This window comes from Pseudomonas putida W15Oct28 (genome assembly GCF_000708715.2).
Taxonomy (GTDB): domain Bacteria; phylum Pseudomonadota; class Gammaproteobacteria; order Pseudomonadales; family Pseudomonadaceae; genus Aquipseudomonas; species Aquipseudomonas putida_R.
The window spans coordinates 23543-40981 of the sequence record NZ_JENB01000030.1 but is presented as its reverse complement, the minus strand read 5'-3'; the positions used below and the strand labels follow the sequence as shown (position 1 = coordinate 40981).

At 62.8% G+C, this 17439-nt stretch carries 19 protein-coding genes; 12 read left to right on the top strand and 7 right to left on the bottom strand.

Annotation, left to right across the window (positions count from 1 at the left end; all coding sequences use genetic code 11):
• The first annotated feature begins 31 nt into the window (after window positions 1–31).
• The 4 genes from AK81_RS19805 to AK81_RS19790 all read left to right on the top strand — a co-directional run bounded on the left by AK81_RS19805 (window position 32) and on the right by AK81_RS19790 (window position 3152).
• On the top strand, window positions 32–346 hold the full coding sequence (locus tag AK81_RS19805) for a hypothetical protein (RefSeq protein WP_012051530.1): 315 nt from the start codon (window positions 32–34) through the stop codon (window positions 344–346).
• A 109-nt stretch (window positions 347–455) separates the two neighbouring features.
• The gene (locus AK81_RS19800) at window positions 456–1055 is read left to right on the top strand and encodes an FMN-dependent NADH-azoreductase (protein ID WP_043201664.1); all 600 of its coding nucleotides are present in this window, start codon (window positions 456–458) and stop codon (window positions 1053–1055) included.
• A 284-nt stretch (window positions 1056–1339) separates the two neighbouring features.
• Window positions 1340–2215, top strand: a complete 876-nt coding sequence (locus tag AK81_RS19795; protein ID WP_043201663.1) for a carboxylate/amino acid/amine transporter — start codon at window positions 1340–1342, stop codon at window positions 2213–2215.
• A 1-nt stretch (window position 2216) separates the two neighbouring features.
• The gene (locus tag AK81_RS19790) at window positions 2217–3152 is read left to right on the top strand and encodes an AEC family transporter (RefSeq protein WP_043201662.1); all 936 of its coding nucleotides are present in this window, start codon (window positions 2217–2219) and stop codon (window positions 3150–3152) included.
• 114 nt (window positions 3153–3266) lie between these two features.
• Here the strand turns inward: AK81_RS19790 and AK81_RS19785 are convergent, their stop codons facing one another.
• Window positions 3267–4568 (bottom strand): mechanosensitive ion channel family protein, encoded by a 1302-nt coding sequence (locus AK81_RS19785; protein ID WP_043201660.1) that lies wholly within the window; start codon window positions 4566–4568, stop codon window positions 3267–3269.
• A 103-nt stretch (window positions 4569–4671) separates the two neighbouring features.
• Here AK81_RS19785 and AK81_RS19780 point away from each other — a divergent pair, with 103 nt between their 5' ends.
• Complete coding sequence (locus AK81_RS19780; protein ID WP_043201659.1) at window positions 4672–6033, top strand: DEAD/DEAH box helicase; 1362 nt, start codon at window positions 4672–4674, stop codon at window positions 6031–6033.
• Window positions 6034–6153: 120 nt separating this feature from the next.
• Here AK81_RS19780 and AK81_RS19775 read toward each other — a convergent pair whose 3' ends face one another.
• From AK81_RS19775 to AK81_RS19765, 3 genes are all read right to left on the bottom strand, one after another.
• Window positions 6154–6426, bottom strand: a complete 273-nt coding sequence (locus AK81_RS19775) for a hypothetical protein (protein ID WP_043201658.1) — start codon at window positions 6424–6426, stop codon at window positions 6154–6156.
• A gap of 88 nt (window positions 6427–6514) precedes the next feature.
• Window positions 6515–6808 (bottom strand): addiction module antidote protein, encoded by a 294-nt coding sequence (locus AK81_RS19770; protein WP_043201657.1) that lies wholly within the window; start codon window positions 6806–6808, stop codon window positions 6515–6517.
• Complete coding sequence (locus AK81_RS19765; RefSeq protein WP_043201656.1) at window positions 6801–7103, bottom strand: type II toxin-antitoxin system RelE/ParE family toxin; 303 nt, start codon at window positions 7101–7103, stop codon at window positions 6801–6803. The genes AK81_RS19770 and AK81_RS19765 overlap by 8 nt, the downstream gene beginning before the upstream one ends.
• A 176-nt stretch (window positions 7104–7279) precedes the next feature.
• On the opposite strand from AK81_RS19765, the gene AK81_RS19760 reads away from it, so the two are divergent.
• Together AK81_RS19760 and AK81_RS19755 are read left to right on the top strand one after the other, a co-directional pair.
• Entirely contained in the window at window positions 7280–7675 is a 396-nt protein-coding gene (locus AK81_RS19760; protein WP_043201654.1) for a hypothetical protein, read from the top strand.
• A 106-nt stretch (window positions 7676–7781) separates the two neighbouring features.
• Entirely contained in the window at window positions 7782–8708 is a 927-nt protein-coding gene (locus AK81_RS19755) for a DMT family transporter (RefSeq protein ID WP_043201653.1), read from the top strand.
• Window positions 8709–8837: 129 nt separating this feature from the next.
• Here AK81_RS19755 and AK81_RS19750 read toward each other — a convergent pair whose 3' ends face one another.
• On the bottom strand, window positions 8838–10007 hold the full coding sequence (locus AK81_RS19750; protein WP_043201652.1) for an MFS transporter: 1170 nt from the start codon (window positions 10005–10007) through the stop codon (window positions 8838–8840).
• Between the two features lie 106 nt (window positions 10008–10113).
• Between AK81_RS19750 and ptrR the strand changes: the two genes are divergently transcribed.
• Together ptrR and AK81_RS30625 are read left to right on the top strand one after the other, a co-directional pair.
• Window positions 10114–11007: a putrescine utilization regulator PtrR gene (ptrR, locus tag AK81_RS19745; protein ID WP_043201651.1), complete on the top strand. Its 894-nt coding sequence runs from the start codon at window positions 10114–10116 to the stop codon at window positions 11005–11007.
• A 124-nt stretch (window positions 11008–11131) separates the two neighbouring features.
• On the top strand, window positions 11132–11260 hold the full coding sequence (locus AK81_RS30625) for a PA1414 family protein (RefSeq protein WP_009683677.1): 129 nt from the start codon (window positions 11132–11134) through the stop codon (window positions 11258–11260).
• 88 nt (window positions 11261–11348) lie between these two features.
• Here the strand turns inward: AK81_RS30625 and AK81_RS19740 are convergent, their stop codons facing one another.
• Both AK81_RS19740 and speB read right to left on the bottom strand, forming a co-directional pair.
• A complete protein-coding gene (locus tag AK81_RS19740; protein ID WP_043201650.1) occupies window positions 11349–12728 on the bottom strand; it encodes a sodium:solute symporter in 1380 nt (459 codons plus the stop codon).
• 164 nt (window positions 12729–12892) lie between these two features.
• Window positions 12893–13843 (bottom strand): agmatinase, encoded by a 951-nt coding sequence (gene speB / locus AK81_RS19735; protein ID WP_016498452.1) that lies wholly within the window; start codon window positions 13841–13843, stop codon window positions 12893–12895.
• 225 nt (window positions 13844–14068) lie between these two features.
• Here speB and AK81_RS19730 point away from each other — a divergent pair, with 225 nt between their 5' ends.
• From AK81_RS19730 to AK81_RS19720, 3 genes are all read left to right on the top strand, one after another.
• Window positions 14069–14962 (top strand): LysR family transcriptional regulator, encoded by an 894-nt coding sequence (locus AK81_RS19730; RefSeq protein ID WP_043201648.1) that lies wholly within the window; start codon window positions 14069–14071, stop codon window positions 14960–14962.
• Window positions 14963–15098: 136 nt separating this feature from the next.
• Window positions 15099–16664, top strand: a complete 1566-nt coding sequence (locus AK81_RS19725) for a methyl-accepting chemotaxis protein (RefSeq protein ID WP_043201646.1) — start codon at window positions 15099–15101, stop codon at window positions 16662–16664.
• Window positions 16665–16828: 164 nt separating this feature from the next.
• A complete protein-coding gene (locus tag AK81_RS19720; RefSeq protein WP_043201644.1) occupies window positions 16829–17428 on the top strand; it encodes a tRNA-uridine aminocarboxypropyltransferase in 600 nt (199 codons plus the stop codon).
• The last annotated feature ends 11 nt before the right edge of the window (window positions 17429–17439 follow it).

Here is a 17439-nt window from a genome sequence, read left to right as displayed (position 1 = left end):
CTAAGCTGCGCTCTTTCAAGGAGAGCGGCCCATGAAGAAATGTTGTGCGGCAATACTGATGTGCCTGCCCCTCGGGGCCATGGCTTATCCCATCGATGTGGAGAAGGAGCTGACCGGGGTCAAGCTCGACTACACCGCCTATGACACGGCCTACGACATTGGCGCCATTACCCTCAACAACTATGGGCAAGTACCGGCGGCGTGCAAGGTAACCTTCCGCAACGGCCCGGAAGCACCGCGGGTACGCCGGGTGAACGTTCCGGCCGGTAAAAGCGTCGATGTCACTGCCAAATTCAATCGGCAGATCATCAAATTGCGGATCGCCTTGAACTGCAGTGCGGAATAAAACTGATTAATCGATTGATTGAACCCACTTTTTACGCTTTTTTATCGATAGGTCAAGCCTTAATCTCACCTCCATCGAATCGCACCCTTTTTGCCGATGGAGGCACCCCATGTCCCGCGTACTGATCATCGAAAGCAGCGCCCGCCAGCAGGATTCCGTTTCCCGTCAGCTGACCCGTGATTTCATCCAGCAATGGCAGGCCGCTCACCCGGCCGATCAGATTACTGTGCGCGACCTGGCCGTGAACCCGGTACCGCACCTGGACGCCAACCTGCTGGGTGGCTGGATGAAGCCCGAAGAACAGCGCAGCGCAGCGGAACTGGATGCCCTGGCCCGTTCCAACGAATTAACTGATGAATTGCTGGCTGCCGACGTGCTGGTGATGGCTGCGCCGATGTACAACTTCACCATCCCCAGCACCCTCAAGGCCTGGCTGGACCACGTGCTGCGTGCCGGCATCACCTTCAAGTACACCCCCACTGGCCCGCAGGGCCTGCTGACCGGCAAGCGCGCTGTCGTGCTGACTGCTCGCGGCGGTATCCATGCCGGCGCCACCAGCGACCATCAGGAACCGTACCTGCGCCAGGTGATGGCTTTCATCGGCATTCATGACGTGTACTTCATCCATGCCGAAGGCCTGAACATGAGCGGCGAGTTCCACGAGAAAGGCGTCAACCAGGCCAAGGCCAAACTGGCGGCGGTGGCCTGAGGTTTACTGAATTCCCAACCCTGACACCTGTTTTTGCTCCTTTGGGTGTACCTGCCCGGCCATCAGCGCCGGGCTTTTTTTGCCTCGAATTTGCTGGTTGCCTGTGCGGGCCTCTTCGCGGGTAAACCCGCTCCCACAGGTAAATCACAGGTCTCAGGTGCTCTGATATCCCTGTGGGAGCGGGTTCACCCGCGAAGAGGCCGGCACAGCCCCTACATTCCTCATGGTTGAACTCATTTACCGCAACCCGCTAAGGTCGCGGCCTTGATTCATGAGAGGCAACCATGGGCTACCTGATAATCGTCGCGCTGATCCAGGCGTTTTCCTTCAGCCTGATCGGCGAGTACCTGGCCGGGCACGTCGACAGCTACTTCGCCGTGCTCGCACGGGTGCTGCTGGCGGGCCTGGTGTTCCTGCCGTTGACCCGCTGGCGCCAGGTCGAACCGCGCTTCATGCGTTCGATGCTGTTGATCGGTGCCCTGCAATACGGCATCACCTACGTCTGCCTGTACCTGAGCTTTCGCGTTCTTACCGTGCCAGAGGTGCTGCTGTTCACCATCCTCACGCCGCTGCACGTGACGCTGATCGAAGACGCCATGAACCGGCGTTTCAACCCATGGGCGCTGCTGGCTGCGCTGGTGGCCGTAGGCGGTGCTGCGGTGATCCGCTTCGACAGCATCAGCGGCGAGTTCTTCATCGGCTTCCTGCTGCTGCAACTCGCCAACTTCACCTATGCCGCCGGCCAGGTGCTGTACCGCCACCTGGTCGCACGCCACCCCAGTGACCTGCCGCACTACGCCCGCTTTGGCTACTTCTACCTGGGCGCCTTGCTGGTGGTGCTGCCGGCCTTCCTGCTGTTCGGCAATGCCCAGCACCTGCCGAGTACTGATGTGCAGTGGCTGGTGCTGCTGTTCCTGGGCCTGTGCCCGACGGCGCTGGGCCTGTACTGGTGGAACAAGGGCGCCTGCCTGGTTTCTGGCGGCACGCTGGCGGTCATGAACAACCTGCATGTGCCGGTGGGGTTGCTGTTGAACCTGCTGATCTGGAACCAGCACGAGCCGCTGGGCCGGCTGTTCATCGGCGGCGGGATCATCCTGGCGTCGGTGTGGCTGAGCCGGTTGGGCGCACGCGCGCAGGCACCGCTGGCCAACAAGGCCTGACATGCACACGATCTTCGTCATTGTTGCGCCGATCTTCGCCCTGATCCTGGTCGGCTATCTGTGCCGCAAGACCAACAAGCTGGGCGACAAGGCCGCTGCCGAGATCAACAAGATGGTGGTCTGGCTGTGCCTGCCGGCATTGCTGTTCAAGGTGACCGCCACGGCCACCTGGAGCGAAATCTGGCACCCCGGCTTCATCGTCGCCTTTGGCGCAGGCGCCCTGGCCATGTTCGTGGTCACGCTGCTGTGGCGCCTGTACAGCGGCCATGGCCTGGTGGCGGCGAGCATCGACGGGCTCAGTGCGGGGTATGCCAACACCGGCTACATCGGTATTCCGTTGTGCCTGCTGCTGTTCGGCCAGGCGGGCTTGCAGCCGGCGCTGATCTCGTCGTTGATCGTGGTGTGCCTGGTGTTCGCCATATCGCTGACCTTTATCGAGGTCGGGCTGCAGGAAGAGCGTCAGGTCGGCCGGGCGATGCTGGTGGTGAGCAAGGCGTTGGCGAAGAACCCGCTGGTGATTTCACCGCTGGTGGGGGCAGGCTGGGCCATGAGCGGTTTGGGGTTGGCCGAGCCGGTGCTGCATTTTCTCGACATGCTGGCGTTGGCCACCACGCCGTGTGCCTTGATATCGCTGGGTGCATTCCTGGCCGAAAAGCGCCCGGGCGCGCAGGCCAGCCCATGGCCGCTGGTGGCCATGAAACTGGTGGGGCAGCCAGCGCTGACCTGGGTGCTGGCGTACAAGGTGTACAGCCTGCCGAGCATGTGGGCGGCTTCGGCGGTGCTGTTGGCGGCACTGCCGACCGGCACCGGGCCGTTCATGCTGGCGGAGTACTACAACCGCGAGGCGGGACTGATTTCGCGGACGATCCTGTTGTCGACCGTGGCGTCGCTGGTGACCTTGACCGGGTTGTTGTACCTGTTGGGTTACGCGGGGTGATTCGGGGGCGCTTTGCGCCCCATTCGCAGCACAAGGCTGCTCCTACAGGGAACGCGTATCTCCTGTAGGAGCAGCCTTGTGCTGCGAATGGGCTGCAAGGCAGCCCCGGCAATCTCAAGCCTCGCTCATCTCTTCCAGCCGACGCGACACAGGCTCTTGCGCCACACGCCCACTCAACCCCACCCGCATGTCATTGCCACTCGGCTGCTGATACAGGCTCAACCCGAACTCCGGCAACACCGCCAGCAAATAATCGAAAATATCCCCCTGAATCCGCTCATAGTCCGCCCACACCGTGGTAGTGGTAAAGCAGTAGATCTCCAGCGGCACGCCTTCGGCCGTGGTCTGCATCTGCCGCACCATGCAGGTCATGTTCGGGTGCACGTTGGGGTGGTTCTTCAGATAGGCCAGGGCAAACGCGCGGAAGGTGCCGATGTTGGTGAGCTTGCGGCGGTTGGCTGAAAGCTCTGCCACCGGCCCCAGCGCTTCGTTCCAGTTCTGCAGCTCCTGGCGCTTGCCGGCCAGGTAGTCGCCCAGCAGCTGCACCTGGCTCAGGCGCTGCTCCTCTTCGCGGGTCAGGAAGCGCACCCCGGCCGCATCGATGAACAGGCTGCGCTTGATCCGCCGGCCACCGGACTGCTGCATGCCGCGGTAGTTGCGGAACGACTCGCTCATCAGGCGCCAGGTGGGGATGGAGACAATGGTCTTGTCGAAGTTCTGCACCTTCACCGTGTGCAGGGTGATGTCCACCACGTCGCCATCGGCACCCACCTGGGGCATTTCGATCCAGTCACCCACATGCAGCATGTCGTTGCTGGTCAGCTGCACGCTGGCGACGAACGACAGCAGGGTGTCCTTGTACACCAACAGCAGCACCGCCGACATGGCACCCAGGCCCGACAGCAGCAACAACGGCGAGCGGTCGATCAGGGTGGCGACGATGACGATGGAAGCGAAGATCCACAGCATCATCTTGGCCAGCTGCACATAGCCCTTGATGGAGCGGGTGCGGGCGTGTTCGGTGCGGGCGTAGATGTCGAGCAGGGCATCCAGCAGGCACGACAGCGCCATGGTCATGAACAGCAGGGTAAAGGCCAGGGCGACATTGCCGAGGAAGTGCTGGGCAGTGTCGGACAACTCCGGCACCAGCTTCAGGCCGAACTGCAGCACCAGTGAGGGTGTGGTTTGCGCCAGGCGGTGGAACACCTTGTTGTGGCGCAGGTCGTCCAGCCACTTCAGTGCCGGTTGGCGGGCCAGCAGGCGCGCGCCGTGCAGCATCAGGAAGCGCGCCAGGCGGCCGAGTACCAGGGAAATCAGCAGCAGCACCGCCAGGCCAATGGCGGCGTGCAGCATCGGGTGTTGGTCGAGGGTGCCCCACAGGTCGAGGGAGTCACGCCAGATTCGTTGTATATCCATGGGCTTGGGTACAGTCTTGTTGCGAAACGAGGTGCCATTAGAGCGCGGATGGCGACAAAGTTGCCAAAAGAAATTCGGCTAAGGCGGCAGAAAACGTTACCCTATGCAACTGAATTTCCCGCACTTGCCTGAGGTTACCTCCGTGTTCTCCCAATTCGCCCTGCATGAACGCCTGCTTAAAGCCGTGGCCGAGCTTAAATTTGTCGAGCCGACCCCGGTGCAGGCCGCGGCCATCCCCCTGGCCCTGCAAGGGCGCGACCTGCGTGTAACCGCGCAGACCGGCAGTGGCAAAACGGCGGCCTTCGTGCTGCCGCTGCTCAACCGCCTGGTTGACCTGAAAGGCGGGCGCGTCGAGATCCGTGCGCTGATCCTGCTGCCGACCCGCGAGCTGGCCCAGCAAACCTTGAAGCAGGTGGAGCTGTTCTCGCAGTTCACCTATATCAAGGCCGGCCTGGTGACCGGCGGCGAAGACTTCAAGGAACAGGCAGCCATGCTGCGCAAGGTACCGGACGTGCTGATCGGCACCCCGGGCCGCCTGCTTGAGCAGCTCAACGCCGGCAACCTTGACCTGTCCCACGTGCAGGTGATGATCCTCGACGAAGCCGACCGCATGCTCGACATGGGCTTTGCCGAAGACATGGAGCGCCTGTGCAAGGAGTGCGAGAACCGCGAGCAGACCCTGCTGTTCTCCGCCACCACCGGTGGCGCTGCCCTGCGCGACATCATCGGCAAGGTGCTGAAAGACCCTGAGCACCTGATGCTCAACAGCGTCTCGCAGCTGGCCGAAGGCACCCGCCAGCAGATCATCACCGCCGACCACGACCAGCACAAAGAGCACATCGCGCAGTGGCTGCTGGCCAACGAAACCTTCGACAAGGCGATCATCTTCACCAACACCCGCGCCATGGCCGACCGCATCTACGGTCACCTGGTGGCCAAGGACGTGAAGGCTTTCGTGCTGCACGGCGAGAAGGACCAGAAGGACCGCAAGCTGGCCATCGAGCGCTTCAAGCAAGGCAGCTCCAAGGTGCTGGTGGCTACCGACGTGGCGGCTCGCGGCCTGGACATCGACGGCCTGGACCTGGTGATCAACTTCGACATGCCTCGCAGCGGTGATGAGTACGTGCACCGCGTGGGCCGTACCGGCCGTGCCGGTGGCGAAGGCCTGGCGATCTCGCTGATCACCCACAACGACTGGAACCTGATGTCGAGCATCGAACGCTACCTCAAGCAGCAGTTCGAGCGCCGTGTCATCAAGGAAGTGAAAGGCACCTACAGCGGGCCGAAGAAGGTCAAGGCCTCGGGCAAGGCTGTTGGGGCCAAGAAGAAGAAAGTTGATAAAAAAACCGGCGACAAGAAAGCTGCCGCCAAGCGCAAGCCGACTGCCAAACCGCGTGCCAACGCACCGCTGGCCAGCGCTGACGGCCTGGCGCCGCTGAAAAAGCGCAAGCCTGCTGCTGAATAAGTAGCTATCAAGGCCCTATCGCCGGCAAGCCAGCTCCCACAGGGTTTCCATAGACGCTGAATTCAGCGGGATACCTGTGGGAGCTGGCTTGCCGGCGATAGGGCCATTGCTGATAACCCATCACTCAGCCTTCTTCTCCGCCGTTTTCAGTTCCTTGATTCGCTGGTCTATCAGCTGACACTTGTCGGGCAAGTCCTTGCTCGCCGTCTCCAGGTCCATCCCCTGAAGCTCCTCATTGATCTCCTTGGCCTTCTGCGGGTTCTGCTCGGTCAACTGGGTAACCAAACCGGCCAGCTCTTCACGTTTCTGCGTGGCTTCTTCCGGTGTGCAGGCCCAGGCGGGCAGGGCGCAGGACAGGGCAATGGCGCAAGTAATGGGCAGCAGCGGTTTCATCCTTTCTACCTCCAGCGGTGGCTATGCGCAGTGGAGGGTTGCAGCAGCGAGCAAGTTCACCATCGACGACCGATGGCGCAGAACGTTATCAGCCGGCTAGGTGAGGCCGCGCTGTCATGTCTATTCCCAAGGCCTTCATCACGGTGAGAAACGACTTGAGCGTAGGGTTACCATGTTCGCTGAATGACCTGTAAAGCTGCTCTCGGGACAGCCCGGTCTCTTTCGCCAGTTCGCTCATGCCCTTTGCACGCGCTACCACGCCAACAGCTTTGGCGACATAGCTGGCATCGCCGGTCTCAAGTGCATCGGTCATGAACTGCGCGATTGCTTCCGGCGTAGTGAGGTACTCGGCGGGGTCGAATTCAGAGAAGGTTTCAGTCATTTTGCATCCTCCACGAACGCAGAATCTGGTGGGCTGCCTTGATGTCTCGCTGTTGGCTGCTCTTGTCGCCGCCACAAAGCAGAATGACGAATGTGCTGCCCGTCTGATGGAAGTACACCCGGTAGCCAGGCCCATAGTGAATCCTGAGCTCACTGACACCATGGCCAACCGGAGATACGTCGCCAGGCAGACCCTCCATCAACCGGTTGATCCGAGAAATGATTCGGGCTTTGGCGCTGATGTCCCGGAGTCCGGTCACCCAATTTCTGAAACTGCTGGATTCGATTTTCTTCATCGAGTGGATGTAGTTTATAAACTACACGGGACGATGCAGCAAATGGTTTCTGTCTATTGCCGCATCAGCGGCTTCAGACCATGGCATTCCACCCAGCCTTCATCTTTGTGAACACCTCCCCCTGCGACATGTCCCAACCTGTGTACCCCTTCCGTCCACAGCTGGAGCCCATCACCATGAGCATTGCCTACGACTGGGACCTGATCGAACGTTTGCTGCACGAGGTGCAGAACGGCGCCGGTCACAGCTTTACGCCACGCCCCTATGCCGAACAGCACGCCGCGGCCCAGGCCGCAAAGGGTGAGCCGGTGGGCGACCTGGACCACCTGAAAACCCATGCCTGCGAATACGAAAAGCTGCTGTTCGAGCGGGGCTTCATCGAAAGCCGGCCTGAAGAAGAGGGCGGTAATGGCGAAAACTTTGTGCTGACCGAGCGCGGGTTACGCCTGATGAGCCTGATCGACAGCAGCATCCCGGGCTTTGAGCACCCGCGCCAGGTGCTGGACGAGCAGGCGGATGCGCTGGATGAAGCCACCTTCGAACAGGTGTCTTCGAAGGCGCAGATCGCTTGAGGTCGTTTTGAGGCTGGCAAGAGCGGGTAAGGAAACCCGATAATCGGTAGCTTCTGAATACTGCCGAGCCTATGCCCATGCCTTCGATCACCCTACAGGCCCGCTTATGAGTGCGGTCCGCAAGAACCCTGACGCCTTTGCCTTTCAGGTGATGCTGGGGCTGTGCCTGATCTGGGGTTGCCAGCAGGTGCTGATCAAGACCGCCGCCGTCGACATCGCGCCAGTGATGCAGGCAGCGCTGCGCAATGGCATCGCCGCCGTGCTGGTGGCCCTGATGCTGTGCTGGCGCGGTGGCTGGGAACAGGTTGGCAGCACCTGGCGTGCCGGGTTGCTCGCGGGCGGGCTGTTTGGCGTGGAATTCCTGTTCATCGCCGAGGGCCTAAAGTTGACGTCGGCGGCGCACATGTCGGTGTTCCTCTATACCGCACCGGTGTTCACTGCGTTGGGTCTGCATTTCCGGTTGCCCAGCGAGCGCCTGCGGTTGTTGCAGTGGTTGGGGATTCTGTTGGCATTCGGTGGCATTGCCATGGCCTTTGCTGGCGGCATGTCGTTCGAGGAGATGGATGGCAGCATGCTGCTGGGCGATGCCTTTGGCGTGATCGCCGGGCTGGCCTGGGGCGCGACCACAGTCGTGGTGCGCTGCTCGCGGCTGTCGGAAGCACCGGCTACCTTGACCTTGTTCTACCAGCTGGCGGTGGGTTTTGCCGGCCTGTTGCTGATTGCCTTGCTTAGCGGGCAGATCGGCGCTGTATCGCTGACGCCCTTGGCGATGGGCAGCGTGCTGTTCCAGGGGATTGTGGTGTCGTTCATCAGTTACCTGACCTGGTTCTGGTTGCTGCGCAAGTACCTGGCGTCCAACCTGGCGGTGTTTTCGTTCATTACCCCGCTGTTTGGGGTGACCTTCGGGGTACTGCTGCTGGACGAGCCGCTAAGCGTCAATTTCGTCATCGGCGCGTTGTTGGTGTTGCTGGGCGTGGTTCTGGTGAGTGCCGAGCCTTGGGTGAAGCAGCAATTGCGCAAGTTTGTGGGTTGAAGGTTGCCTGCACTGGCCCTATCGCCGGCAAGCCAGCTCCCACAGGAGTACCGCAGGCCTTGAAGCGGTAAGGATATCGGTGGGAGCTGGCTTGCCGGCGATAGGGCAGGTACAGGCAAAATCAATTGATCAGGCTGCCCGGGTTGCTGCCTGGCAACCTTGAATACTCCGCCCGCTGGTCATCACCAGCACGCCCGCCAACCCCAGACCCACCGCGGCCAGCATCAACGCCGGCTGCAGCCCGCCGCTGTAATGGCTGCTGACCGCAGCCAGCAACGGCCCGCTCAACTGCCCCAGGGCAAAGCACGCGGTCAGCAGCCCGGCATTGCGCTGCGTAGCATGCGGTGCCAGCTCCCGCGAGCGCTGCATTACCAGTTGCATGCAGGCCAGGAACGGCCCGCCACACAGCACCACACCCAGCGCCAACCCGACCCCTCCGCCCATCAGGCAGGCCAGCACGCCAAGCCCTTGCAACCACAAGGTGGCGGTGAGCCAGGTCGAGGTGCGGCCACCACGGCGCAGGCTCACCAGCATCACCCCCAGCGCTGCCGAAAGGCCAAACGCCGGCCAGAACAGGTCGGCCATCCACTGCCCACGAAACTGCTGGTTGGCCATCTGCGAGAGGAAGGTGGCCGGCAGGATGTAACCCACGCCGTACAGCGCGTACACCAGCCCCAGGCGGCCAATGCCGACGTTGCGAGTCGGGCCCGGCTGCGCTGGCGACGAGGTGGGTGCAGCTTGCAGCGCGCGTGGCAGCCAAGGCCGCACGGCCAGCAGCATCACCAGCGCGGCCACGGCATAGATCAGCCACAGTGCTGCGGAGCCCAGCCCCAGCATATGCGCCACCAGTGCCAACAGGCCGGTCAGGGCAATGCCCAGGCCGGGCCCTGCAAACACCAAGGCACCCAGCCGTTGGCGGTTGTGCGCGTTGGCCACCTGCTGGCTGAGGCTGGTGATCATCACCAGCACCCAGGCACTGGCCACGCCGGTGCCAAAGCGCAGCAACAGGTGGCCCCAGAAACCGTCGGCGGCCCATGAGGCCAGGGTCAGCAGCACGCACAGCCATAGCCCGCCATGCAGGCGCAGGCGCACCTGGCCGGGTGTACGGGCGAACATGGCGTCCACCGCGCCAATGAAGTAGCCCAGGTAGTTGGCGGCCGCCACCAGCCCGGCGACCGTCAGGTCGAACTGGCCTTCGGCGATCAGTTGCGGCAGTTGTGGGGTGAGGGCGAAACGGCCGATGCCCATGGCCATCATCAGCGCCACGGCGCTGGCCAGCAGTTGGATGAGTGGCGACATGACAGGTCTCCTGCACGGATGTAAGCGATGACTGGCAGGTTAGGGCGGTTTCATTTTCAATAAAATTGAATAATGATGATCAAGTTGTTCTGTTTTGGAGAATGTCGTGGAATTCAGCCAGCTGCGTATCTTCCAGGCCGTGGCCGAAGAAGGCTCGGTCACCCGTGCCGCCGAACGCTTGCACCGTGTGCCATCGAACCTGTCGACGCGCCTGCGCCAGCTTGAGGAGCAACTGGGTGTCGAGCTGTTTCTGCGCGAGCGCCAGCGCCTGCAGCTGTCGCCGGCGGGCAAGGTGCTGCTGGAATATGCCAACCGCCTTTCGGCCTTGCGCGACGAGGCGCTGGCCGCCGTGCGCGGCGGCCAGCCAGCCGGGGATTTCGTACTGGGGACCATGTACAGCACGGCGGCGACTCATTTGCCGGCGTTGCTTGCGCGTTATCACCAGGCCTACCCGGCGGTGAACCTGCAGGTGCGCGCAGCGCCCAGCGGCGAGCTGCTCGAAGGCCTGCTTGGCCACACGTTGGATGCTGCCTTGGTGGATGGCCCGCCGAGCCTGGCCGGGCTGGATGGCGTGCCGTTGTGCGAGGAGCAACTGGTGCTGATCACCAGCCCCGAGCACCCGGCGGTGCACACCGCCAAGGATGTGGCGGGCAAGGCGGTGTTCACCTTCCGCCAGGGCTGCTCGTACCGCATGCGCCTGGAGGCTTGGTATGCCCATGCCCACACACCCATGGGCCGGGTCATGGAGATCGAGTCGTACCAGAGCATGCTGGCCTGCGTGATCGCCGGCGCCGGCGTGGCGATGATGGCCCAGTCGATGCTCGACAGCCTGCCTGGGCGCAACCAGGTAAGGGTGCACCGGCTGCAGGCGCCGTTCGATCAGGCGGTCACCTGGCTGATGTGGCGTCAGGGTATGCGTGGGGCGAATTTGCAGGCGTGGATCGACCTGCAACAAAGCGAAACGATTAACCAGTCGTCGGAATGCGCCGCTACGGCTTGATCCGCGTCAAAATGGCCCTTATCTGTAAGAGCATAGGCATGCGTAATACAGGACATCAGGCTATGATCTGTATGAAACATCCCAGGATTGATTCGCCGTGAGGCTGACCCGTCAAGGGGGCATTATGAATAAACCACTGTCCAACTGGCTCCATGACCTGGCGGTCGCCTTGGGGCTGATTCCACCACCCCTGCAGCCGGTGCCGATCCCGACTGATGAAGAGCAGCGCAAGCGCCAGCCGCGTCGTCGCTGATCCTAATGAAGAGCAAGACAAAGGCCGCAGCACCTTGGTGGGTGCTGCGGCCTTTTTGTTGTCTGCCAGTACAGGCAGCCTGGTTTAATCAGGCCAGATTCACCGCACCAACTGGTCTGCGGGACATCAAGCTAACCACTACAAAGCTCACCAAGCCGATCGCCAGGCTGTAGTAGATCGGCGTGTTGGCTTCCAGCCCGTCCTTGAACATGAACAGCAGCGCGGTGGCAAAGCCCAGCGACATGCTGGCAATCGCGCCGGCGGTGGTGGCACGCTTCCAGAAGATCGCCCCGATCAGCGGGATCAGCATGCCGCCGACCAGCAGGTTGTAGGCCAGGGTCAGGGCGTTGATCACATCGTTCACCACCAACGCGATGCCCAGCACCACCAGGCCGGTGAGCAGGGTAAACAGGCGGCTCATGCCCAGGGTCGACTGCTTGCCGCCACGCAGCTTGGGCAGCAGGTCTTCGGTCACGGTCGTCGAGGCAGCCAGCAGGCCGGCACTGGCGGTGGACATCATGGCTGCCAGGGCGGCGGCCATCAGCAGGCCACGGATGCCATCGGGCAGGGTGCTCTTGATCATCTCGGCAAAGGCGTTATTCGGGTTGGCCAGGTCGGGCATCAGCACATGGGCGGCCATGCCGATGGCAGCGCAGGCCAGGCCGTACACCACGCAGTACACACCGGCGACGGTACCGGCACGCTGGCAGACCTTTTCATCACGGGCGGTGAACACCCGCTGCCAGATATCCTGGCCGATGAGGATGCCGAAGAAGTAGATCAGGAAGTAGGTGATGATGGTGTCCCAGCCAATGGTCGTCAGCTGGAAGCTGGCGGCTGGCAATTTGGCCACCAGGGTGTCCCAGCCACCGGCCTTGTACAGGCATACCGGCAGCAGGATGAACATCAGGCCGACGGTCTTGATCACGAACTGGACGATGTCGGTCAGGGTCAGCGACCACATGCCGCCAATGGTTGAGTACAGCACCACTACACCGCCGCCGAGCATCAGCGAAGCCCAGAACGGCAGGTCCAGCAGCACCTGCAATACGGTGGCCATGGCCAGTGTCGAGGTGACGCCGATCATCAGCGCGTAAGCCAGCATGATCACGGCGCTGGCCTGGCGTGCGGTCGGGTTGTAGCGTTGCTCAAGCACCTGGGTCACGGTGAAGATGCGCAGGCGCAGCAACGGTTTGGCCAGGAACAGGTTGATGGCGATGATGCCCAGGCCCAGGGCTGCGCACAGCCAGAAGCCGGAGATGCCGTGGACGTAGCCCAGGCGCACGGTGCCGACGGTGGAAGCGCCACCGAGCACGGTGGTGGCCATGGTGCCCATGTACAGCACCGGGCCGAGGTTGCGCCCGGCTACCAGGTAGTCTTCATGGGTTTTTGCGCGCCGCATGCCATACCAGCCAAGCCCGAGCATGCCGGCGGTATAGATCATTACAACAATGATGTCCAAGGCCATTGGGGGTCTCCCGATTATCTTTATTATGGCGAGATCGACCACGCGGGCGGCTTACGGCGCCCGGCGGTCTTGTCGTGTTGTTGGCGGGCCTCTGTGGCCCTCCCTCATGGCTCCTGCCGGGGTATTGCAAGTACTGCCAGCTCTTTTGCAGGAGCGGCCGTCGGTCAGCGGCGCACGACGCCTGGTAGCACGCAGAGCATCTCGAACAGCAGGTTGGCGCCGAGCAGCGAGGTGTTGCCGGTGGTGTCGTAAGGCGGGGAGACTTCGACGAGGTCACAGCCGATCAGGTCCAGGCCGTGGCAGCCGCGAATGATCTCCATCGCCTGGATGGTGGTCAAGCCGCCAATTTCCGGGGTGCCGGTACCGGGTGCCCAGGCCGGGTCGATGCCGTCGATGTCGAACGACAGGTAAACCGGGCCGCCGCCAACCTTTTCCCGTACTTCGGCCATCAGTGGCTCCAGCGACTTGTGCCAGCATTCTTCTGCCTGGACCACGCGGAAACCCTGGCGGCGGCTCCAGTTGAAGTCATCGGCGGTGTAGCCCTGGGCGCGCAGGCCGATCTGTACCACGCGGTCGCAATCAAGCAGGCCTTCTTCCACGGCGCGGCGGAAGGTGGTGCCGTGGGCGATCTTCTCGCCGAACATGTGGTCGTTGACGTCGGCGTGGGCATCGATGTGCACCAGGCCGATCTTGCCGTGCTTCTTGTGCAGCGCACGCAGGATCGGCAGGGTGATGGTGTGGTCGCCGCCCAGGGTCATCGGGATGACGTTGTGCTCGACGATCTCGTCATACGCTTCTTCGATGATGCGCACGGCGTCCAGCAGGTTGAAGGTGTTGATCGCCACGTCACCGATGTCGGCCACCGACAGCGAGTCGAACGGGGCGGCACCGGTGGCCATGTTGTACGGGCGGATCATCACTGATTCGGCGCGGATCTGCCGTGGGCCGAAGCGGGTGCCGGAGCGCAGCGAGGTACCGATGTCCAGGGGCACGCCGATGAAGGCGGCATCCAGGCCTTGGGCACTTTGCAGGTGGGGAAGACGGAGCATGGTGGCGATGCCGCCGAAACGCGGCATTTCGTTGCCGCCCAGTGGTTGGTGGAGAGTCTTGTCCACGGTGGGCCTCATCAGTCGGTCGATTGTTGTGTTTGTTCGAACCTGTGCCGCCGCGCGCCTTTCAAGTGTGGTTTTGCCGGCGGGCAGGGACATTTCGGCCAAGTCTGCTCAAGGTAGTGCCGCGAAAGAATCGCTACCGACAAATACTTAGTTCAGGAATTTCTGAACTAAAGGCCGGCAGAGCGGTTAGACTGCGCGCAAATACCCTTGCGGAACCGTTGCACCATGGCCTCGACATTGCCCGACCTGAAACTGCTGCGCATCTTTGTCAGCGTGGCGCGCCACCAGGGCTTCGCCAACGCGCAGCGCGAGCTGAACCTGTCGACCTCGGCCATCAGCACCTACATGAGCCAGTTGGAGGGCGCCCTGGGAATCGTGCTGTGCCACCGCGGCCGTGGCGGTTTCAGCCTGACCAGCAAGGGCGAGCTGTTCCACCAGGAAACCCTGCGGCTGCTGGCCGAACTGGATGGCTTCGAGCAGTATGCCGCTGCCCTCAAGGGCGAGTTGCGTGGCACCCTCAACCTCGGGGTGATCGACTCCACGGTCGGTGACCAGGCCTTGCCGCTGGCCGAAGCCATCGGCGCCTACAGCCAGGAACACCCGGCGGTGCACCTGCACCTGTCGGTGTCCAGCCCGTACGAACTGCAACTGGGCGTGCAGGACAACCGCCTGGACCTGGCCATTGGTGCGTTCTCCTCGCGCATGAGCGGCCTGCTCTACCAGCCGTTGTACCGTGAACAGCACTGGCTGTACTGCAGCAGCCGCCACCCGCTGTTTACCGAGCGGCGCATCCCCGAACAGGTGGTGACCCAGCAGCGCATGGTCGGGCGTGGCTACTGGAGCCAGGCCGAGCTGGCCCGGCATGGCTTCAAGCACAGCGCGGCGACGGTGGAGAGTATGGAAGCGCAGTTGATCCTGATCCTTTCCGGGGCATACATCGGCTACCTGCCGGAGCACTACGCCCAGGCCTGGGTCGACAAAGGCGACTTGCGCGTGCTGTCGCCGTCAACCTTCGGCTACCAGGCACCGTTCTCGCTGATCATTCGCCGTGGGCGTAGCCGTGAACCCTTGATCCAGACCTTCCGCGACCTGCTCAAAAGCCAGCTGAACGTGGGCTGAGAAGCGACACGTTCATGCATTCCGTCGGGCGGCGTTAAATTCCGGCAAAAGCTGACCGCTAACCTGATAGCGCTCTGCTACACATCAACTTGCGCTGATGATTTTTCCCTTATTTCATCCTGCAAGGATCGCCCAGATGCGCATGAATTTGCCCGTCACTGAGCACGAAAGAACCTTCTCCAGCGATCAACGCCTGATTTCCACGACTGACCTCAACAGCCGCATCACTTACTGCAACGAAGCCTTCGTGGCGATCAGCGGGTTTACCTACGACGAGCTGGTCGGCCAACCCCACAACCTGGTGCGCCACCCGGATATGCCGCCATCGGTGTTCGGGCATATGTGGGAGACGATCAAGCAGGGCAAACCGTGGATGGGTGTGGTGAAGAACCGGGCGAAGAACGGCGACTACTACTGGGTCAGCGCCTATGTCACCCCGATTTACGAGCAGGGCCGCATCAATGGCTATGAGTCGGTGCGCTCGGTACCTACGCGCGAGCAGATCCGCCGCGCCGAGGCGCTGTATGCGCGCCTGCGGGCCGACCGTGCTGCTGTGCCGTGGGCGGCGCGGCTGGGGCATGGGCTGGGCCATGGCTGGCCCCTGATCAGCGCGGGCCTGCTGTCGGCGGCCGGTTACCTGTGGCTGCCGCCCTACGCAGCGCTTGGGGTGCTGATGGCCAGCCTGCTGTTGGCCTGGTACCTGGTCGAGCGCCGGCAGAACCAGGCTATCCGCCGCACGTTGGCCGAACACCCCAAGGCCTTCACCAGCCCGTTGGTGGCGCTGACCTACAGCGACAACACGGGCCTGCTGGGCCAGCTTGACCTGGCCATCATCAGCGAGGAAGCGCGCCTGCAAACGGCCCTGACCCGCCTGGTGGACGCCGGGGTCGGGGTGAAGTCGCGGGCTGCGCAGTCTTCCGGTTTGTCCGACGCCCAGGCGCAGATGCTCGACCGCCAGCGCAGCGAGACCGACCAGTCGGCCACGGCCATTGCGCAGATGGCGGCGACCATCCAGGAGGTCACCCACAACGTGCAGAGCACGGCGCATGCGGCCGGCGATGCCGACCAGCTGGCGCAGCAGGGCAGCGAGCTGGCGTTGCAGAGCCTCAAGGCCATGGGCAGCATGAGTGATGCCGTCAACGACATCGGGCAGGCGGTCAATGCGCTGGCCGAGCAGACCCAGTCAATCGGCAGCGTGGTCGATGTGATTACCTCGATTGCCGAGCAGACCAACCTGCTGGCGCTCAACGCTGCCATTGAGGCGGCACGCGCAGGTGAGCAGGGGCGGGGGTTTGCCGTGGTGGCCGATGAAGTGCGTTCGCTGGCCCAGCGTACCCGTGCATCCACCGATGAGATTCACCACATCATCGCCTCGTTGCGCGCAGGGGCAGAGCGGGCGGTGAGCACTGCCAACCGGGGTGAACAGATCTCGCGGGACAGCGTGCACAGCGTCGAGGCAGTGCAGGCGGCCCTGAGCGGGATTGCCCAGGCGGTCAGCCGCATCACCGGCATGAGCCAGCAGATGGCAACGGCGTCGGAGCAGCAGAGCCATGTGGCCGAGGACATCAACCAGCAGATCGTGAGGATTGCCCAGCTGTGTGACCAGAGTGCCGGGCAGGCCAGGCAGGGGGCAGAAATCAGCCAGGACCTGGAGCGCATGGCGGAGTACCTTCACAGCCTGGCGGAACGTTTTAACCGCTGAGATCGCCGGGGCCGCCTTGCGGCCCATTCGCAGGCAAGCCAGCTCCCACAGGATCATCACAGGCCTGAGCCTTGTGCAGTACCTGTGGGAGCTGGCTTGCCTGCGAATGGCCCGCAAGGCGGGCCCCGGTTCTGTGGCAAACTGTTCCCGCCAAGGAGAACCCCATGCCCAGACCCCGCTGCGAGCGCTGCCAGCGCCCGCTCGACCATTGCCTCTGCCCACTGATTCCCGCGCTCGACAGCCGCACCCGCGTCATCCTGCTGCAGCACCCCAGTGAAACCGCCCATGCCCTGAACACCGCGCGCCTTGCTGCCCTTGGCCTGAACAACGCCGAACTGCGGGTAGGCGAGGTATTCGATGACCTGGCTGAATGGCTGGCAACGCCTGGTTACCGGCCGGCTCTGCTTTTCCCGGGCGATGACGCTCAGGTGCTGACGGCCTATGGCAAGGTCGATGACACGCCGTTGTTGCTGATCGTGCCCGACGGCACCTGGCGCAAGGCGCGCAAGCTGCTGTACATGAACCCGCTACTGGAAGGGTTGCCGCGGGTGACGCTGGGGGCTGTGGCACCTTCGCGGTATCGGCTGCGCAAGGCACCGGAAGCGGGGGCGCTGTCGACGATCGAGGCGGTGGTGGGGGCGTTGAATGCGCTTGAGCAGCCCGTCTGCTTCGACGCGTTGCTAGCGCCATTCGAGGCGTTGATCGAGGGGCAAATCAAGGCGATGGGAGTGGAGACTTTTCAGCGTAACCATGGCACTGAGTGAGGGCATGGGGC

Bases quoted from the DNA above. Each gene is read 5' to 3' on its own strand.
- AK81_RS19805 (WP_012051530.1), top strand. From the start codon at position 32: ATGAAGAAATGTTGTGCGGCAATACTGATGTGCCTGCCCCTCGGGGCC.
- AK81_RS19800 (WP_043201664.1), top strand. From the start codon at position 456: ATGTCCCGCGTACTGATCATCGAAAGCAGCGCCCGCCAGCAGGATTCC.
- AK81_RS19795 (WP_043201663.1), top strand. From the start codon at position 1,340: ATGGGCTACCTGATAATCGTCGCGCTGATCCAGGCGTTTTCCTTCAGC.
- AK81_RS19790 (WP_043201662.1), top strand. From the start codon at position 2,217: ATGCACACGATCTTCGTCATTGTTGCGCCGATCTTCGCCCTGATCCTG.
- AK81_RS19785 (WP_043201660.1), bottom strand. From the start codon at position 4,568: ATGGATATACAACGAATCTGGCGTGACTCCCTCGACCTGTGGGGCACC.
- AK81_RS19780 (WP_043201659.1), top strand. From the start codon at position 4,672: ATGCAACTGAATTTCCCGCACTTGCCTGAGGTTACCTCCGTGTTCTCC.
- AK81_RS19775 (WP_043201658.1), bottom strand. From the start codon at position 6,426: ATGAAACCGCTGCTGCCCATTACTTGCGCCATTGCCCTGTCCTGCGCC.
- AK81_RS19770 (WP_043201657.1), bottom strand. From the start codon at position 6,808: ATGACTGAAACCTTCTCTGAATTCGACCCCGCCGAGTACCTCACTACG.
- AK81_RS19765 (WP_043201656.1), bottom strand. From the start codon at position 7,103: ATGAAGAAAATCGAATCCAGCAGTTTCAGAAATTGGGTGACCGGACTC.
- AK81_RS19760 (WP_043201654.1), top strand. From the start codon at position 7,280: ATGAGCATTGCCTACGACTGGGACCTGATCGAACGTTTGCTGCACGAG.
- AK81_RS19755 (WP_043201653.1), top strand. From the start codon at position 7,782: ATGAGTGCGGTCCGCAAGAACCCTGACGCCTTTGCCTTTCAGGTGATG.
- AK81_RS19750 (WP_043201652.1), bottom strand. From the start codon at position 10,007: ATGTCGCCACTCATCCAACTGCTGGCCAGCGCCGTGGCGCTGATGATG.
- AK81_RS30625 (WP_009683677.1), top strand. From the start codon at position 11,132: ATGAATAAACCACTGTCCAACTGGCTCCATGACCTGGCGGTCGCCTTG.
- AK81_RS19740 (WP_043201650.1), bottom strand. From the start codon at position 12,728: ATGGCCTTGGACATCATTGTTGTAATGATCTATACCGCCGGCATGCTC.
- AK81_RS19730 (WP_043201648.1), top strand. From the start codon at position 14,069: ATGGCCTCGACATTGCCCGACCTGAAACTGCTGCGCATCTTTGTCAGC.
- AK81_RS19725 (WP_043201646.1), top strand. From the start codon at position 15,099: ATGCGCATGAATTTGCCCGTCACTGAGCACGAAAGAACCTTCTCCAGC.
- AK81_RS19720 (WP_043201644.1), top strand. From the start codon at position 16,829: ATGCCCAGACCCCGCTGCGAGCGCTGCCAGCGCCCGCTCGACCATTGC.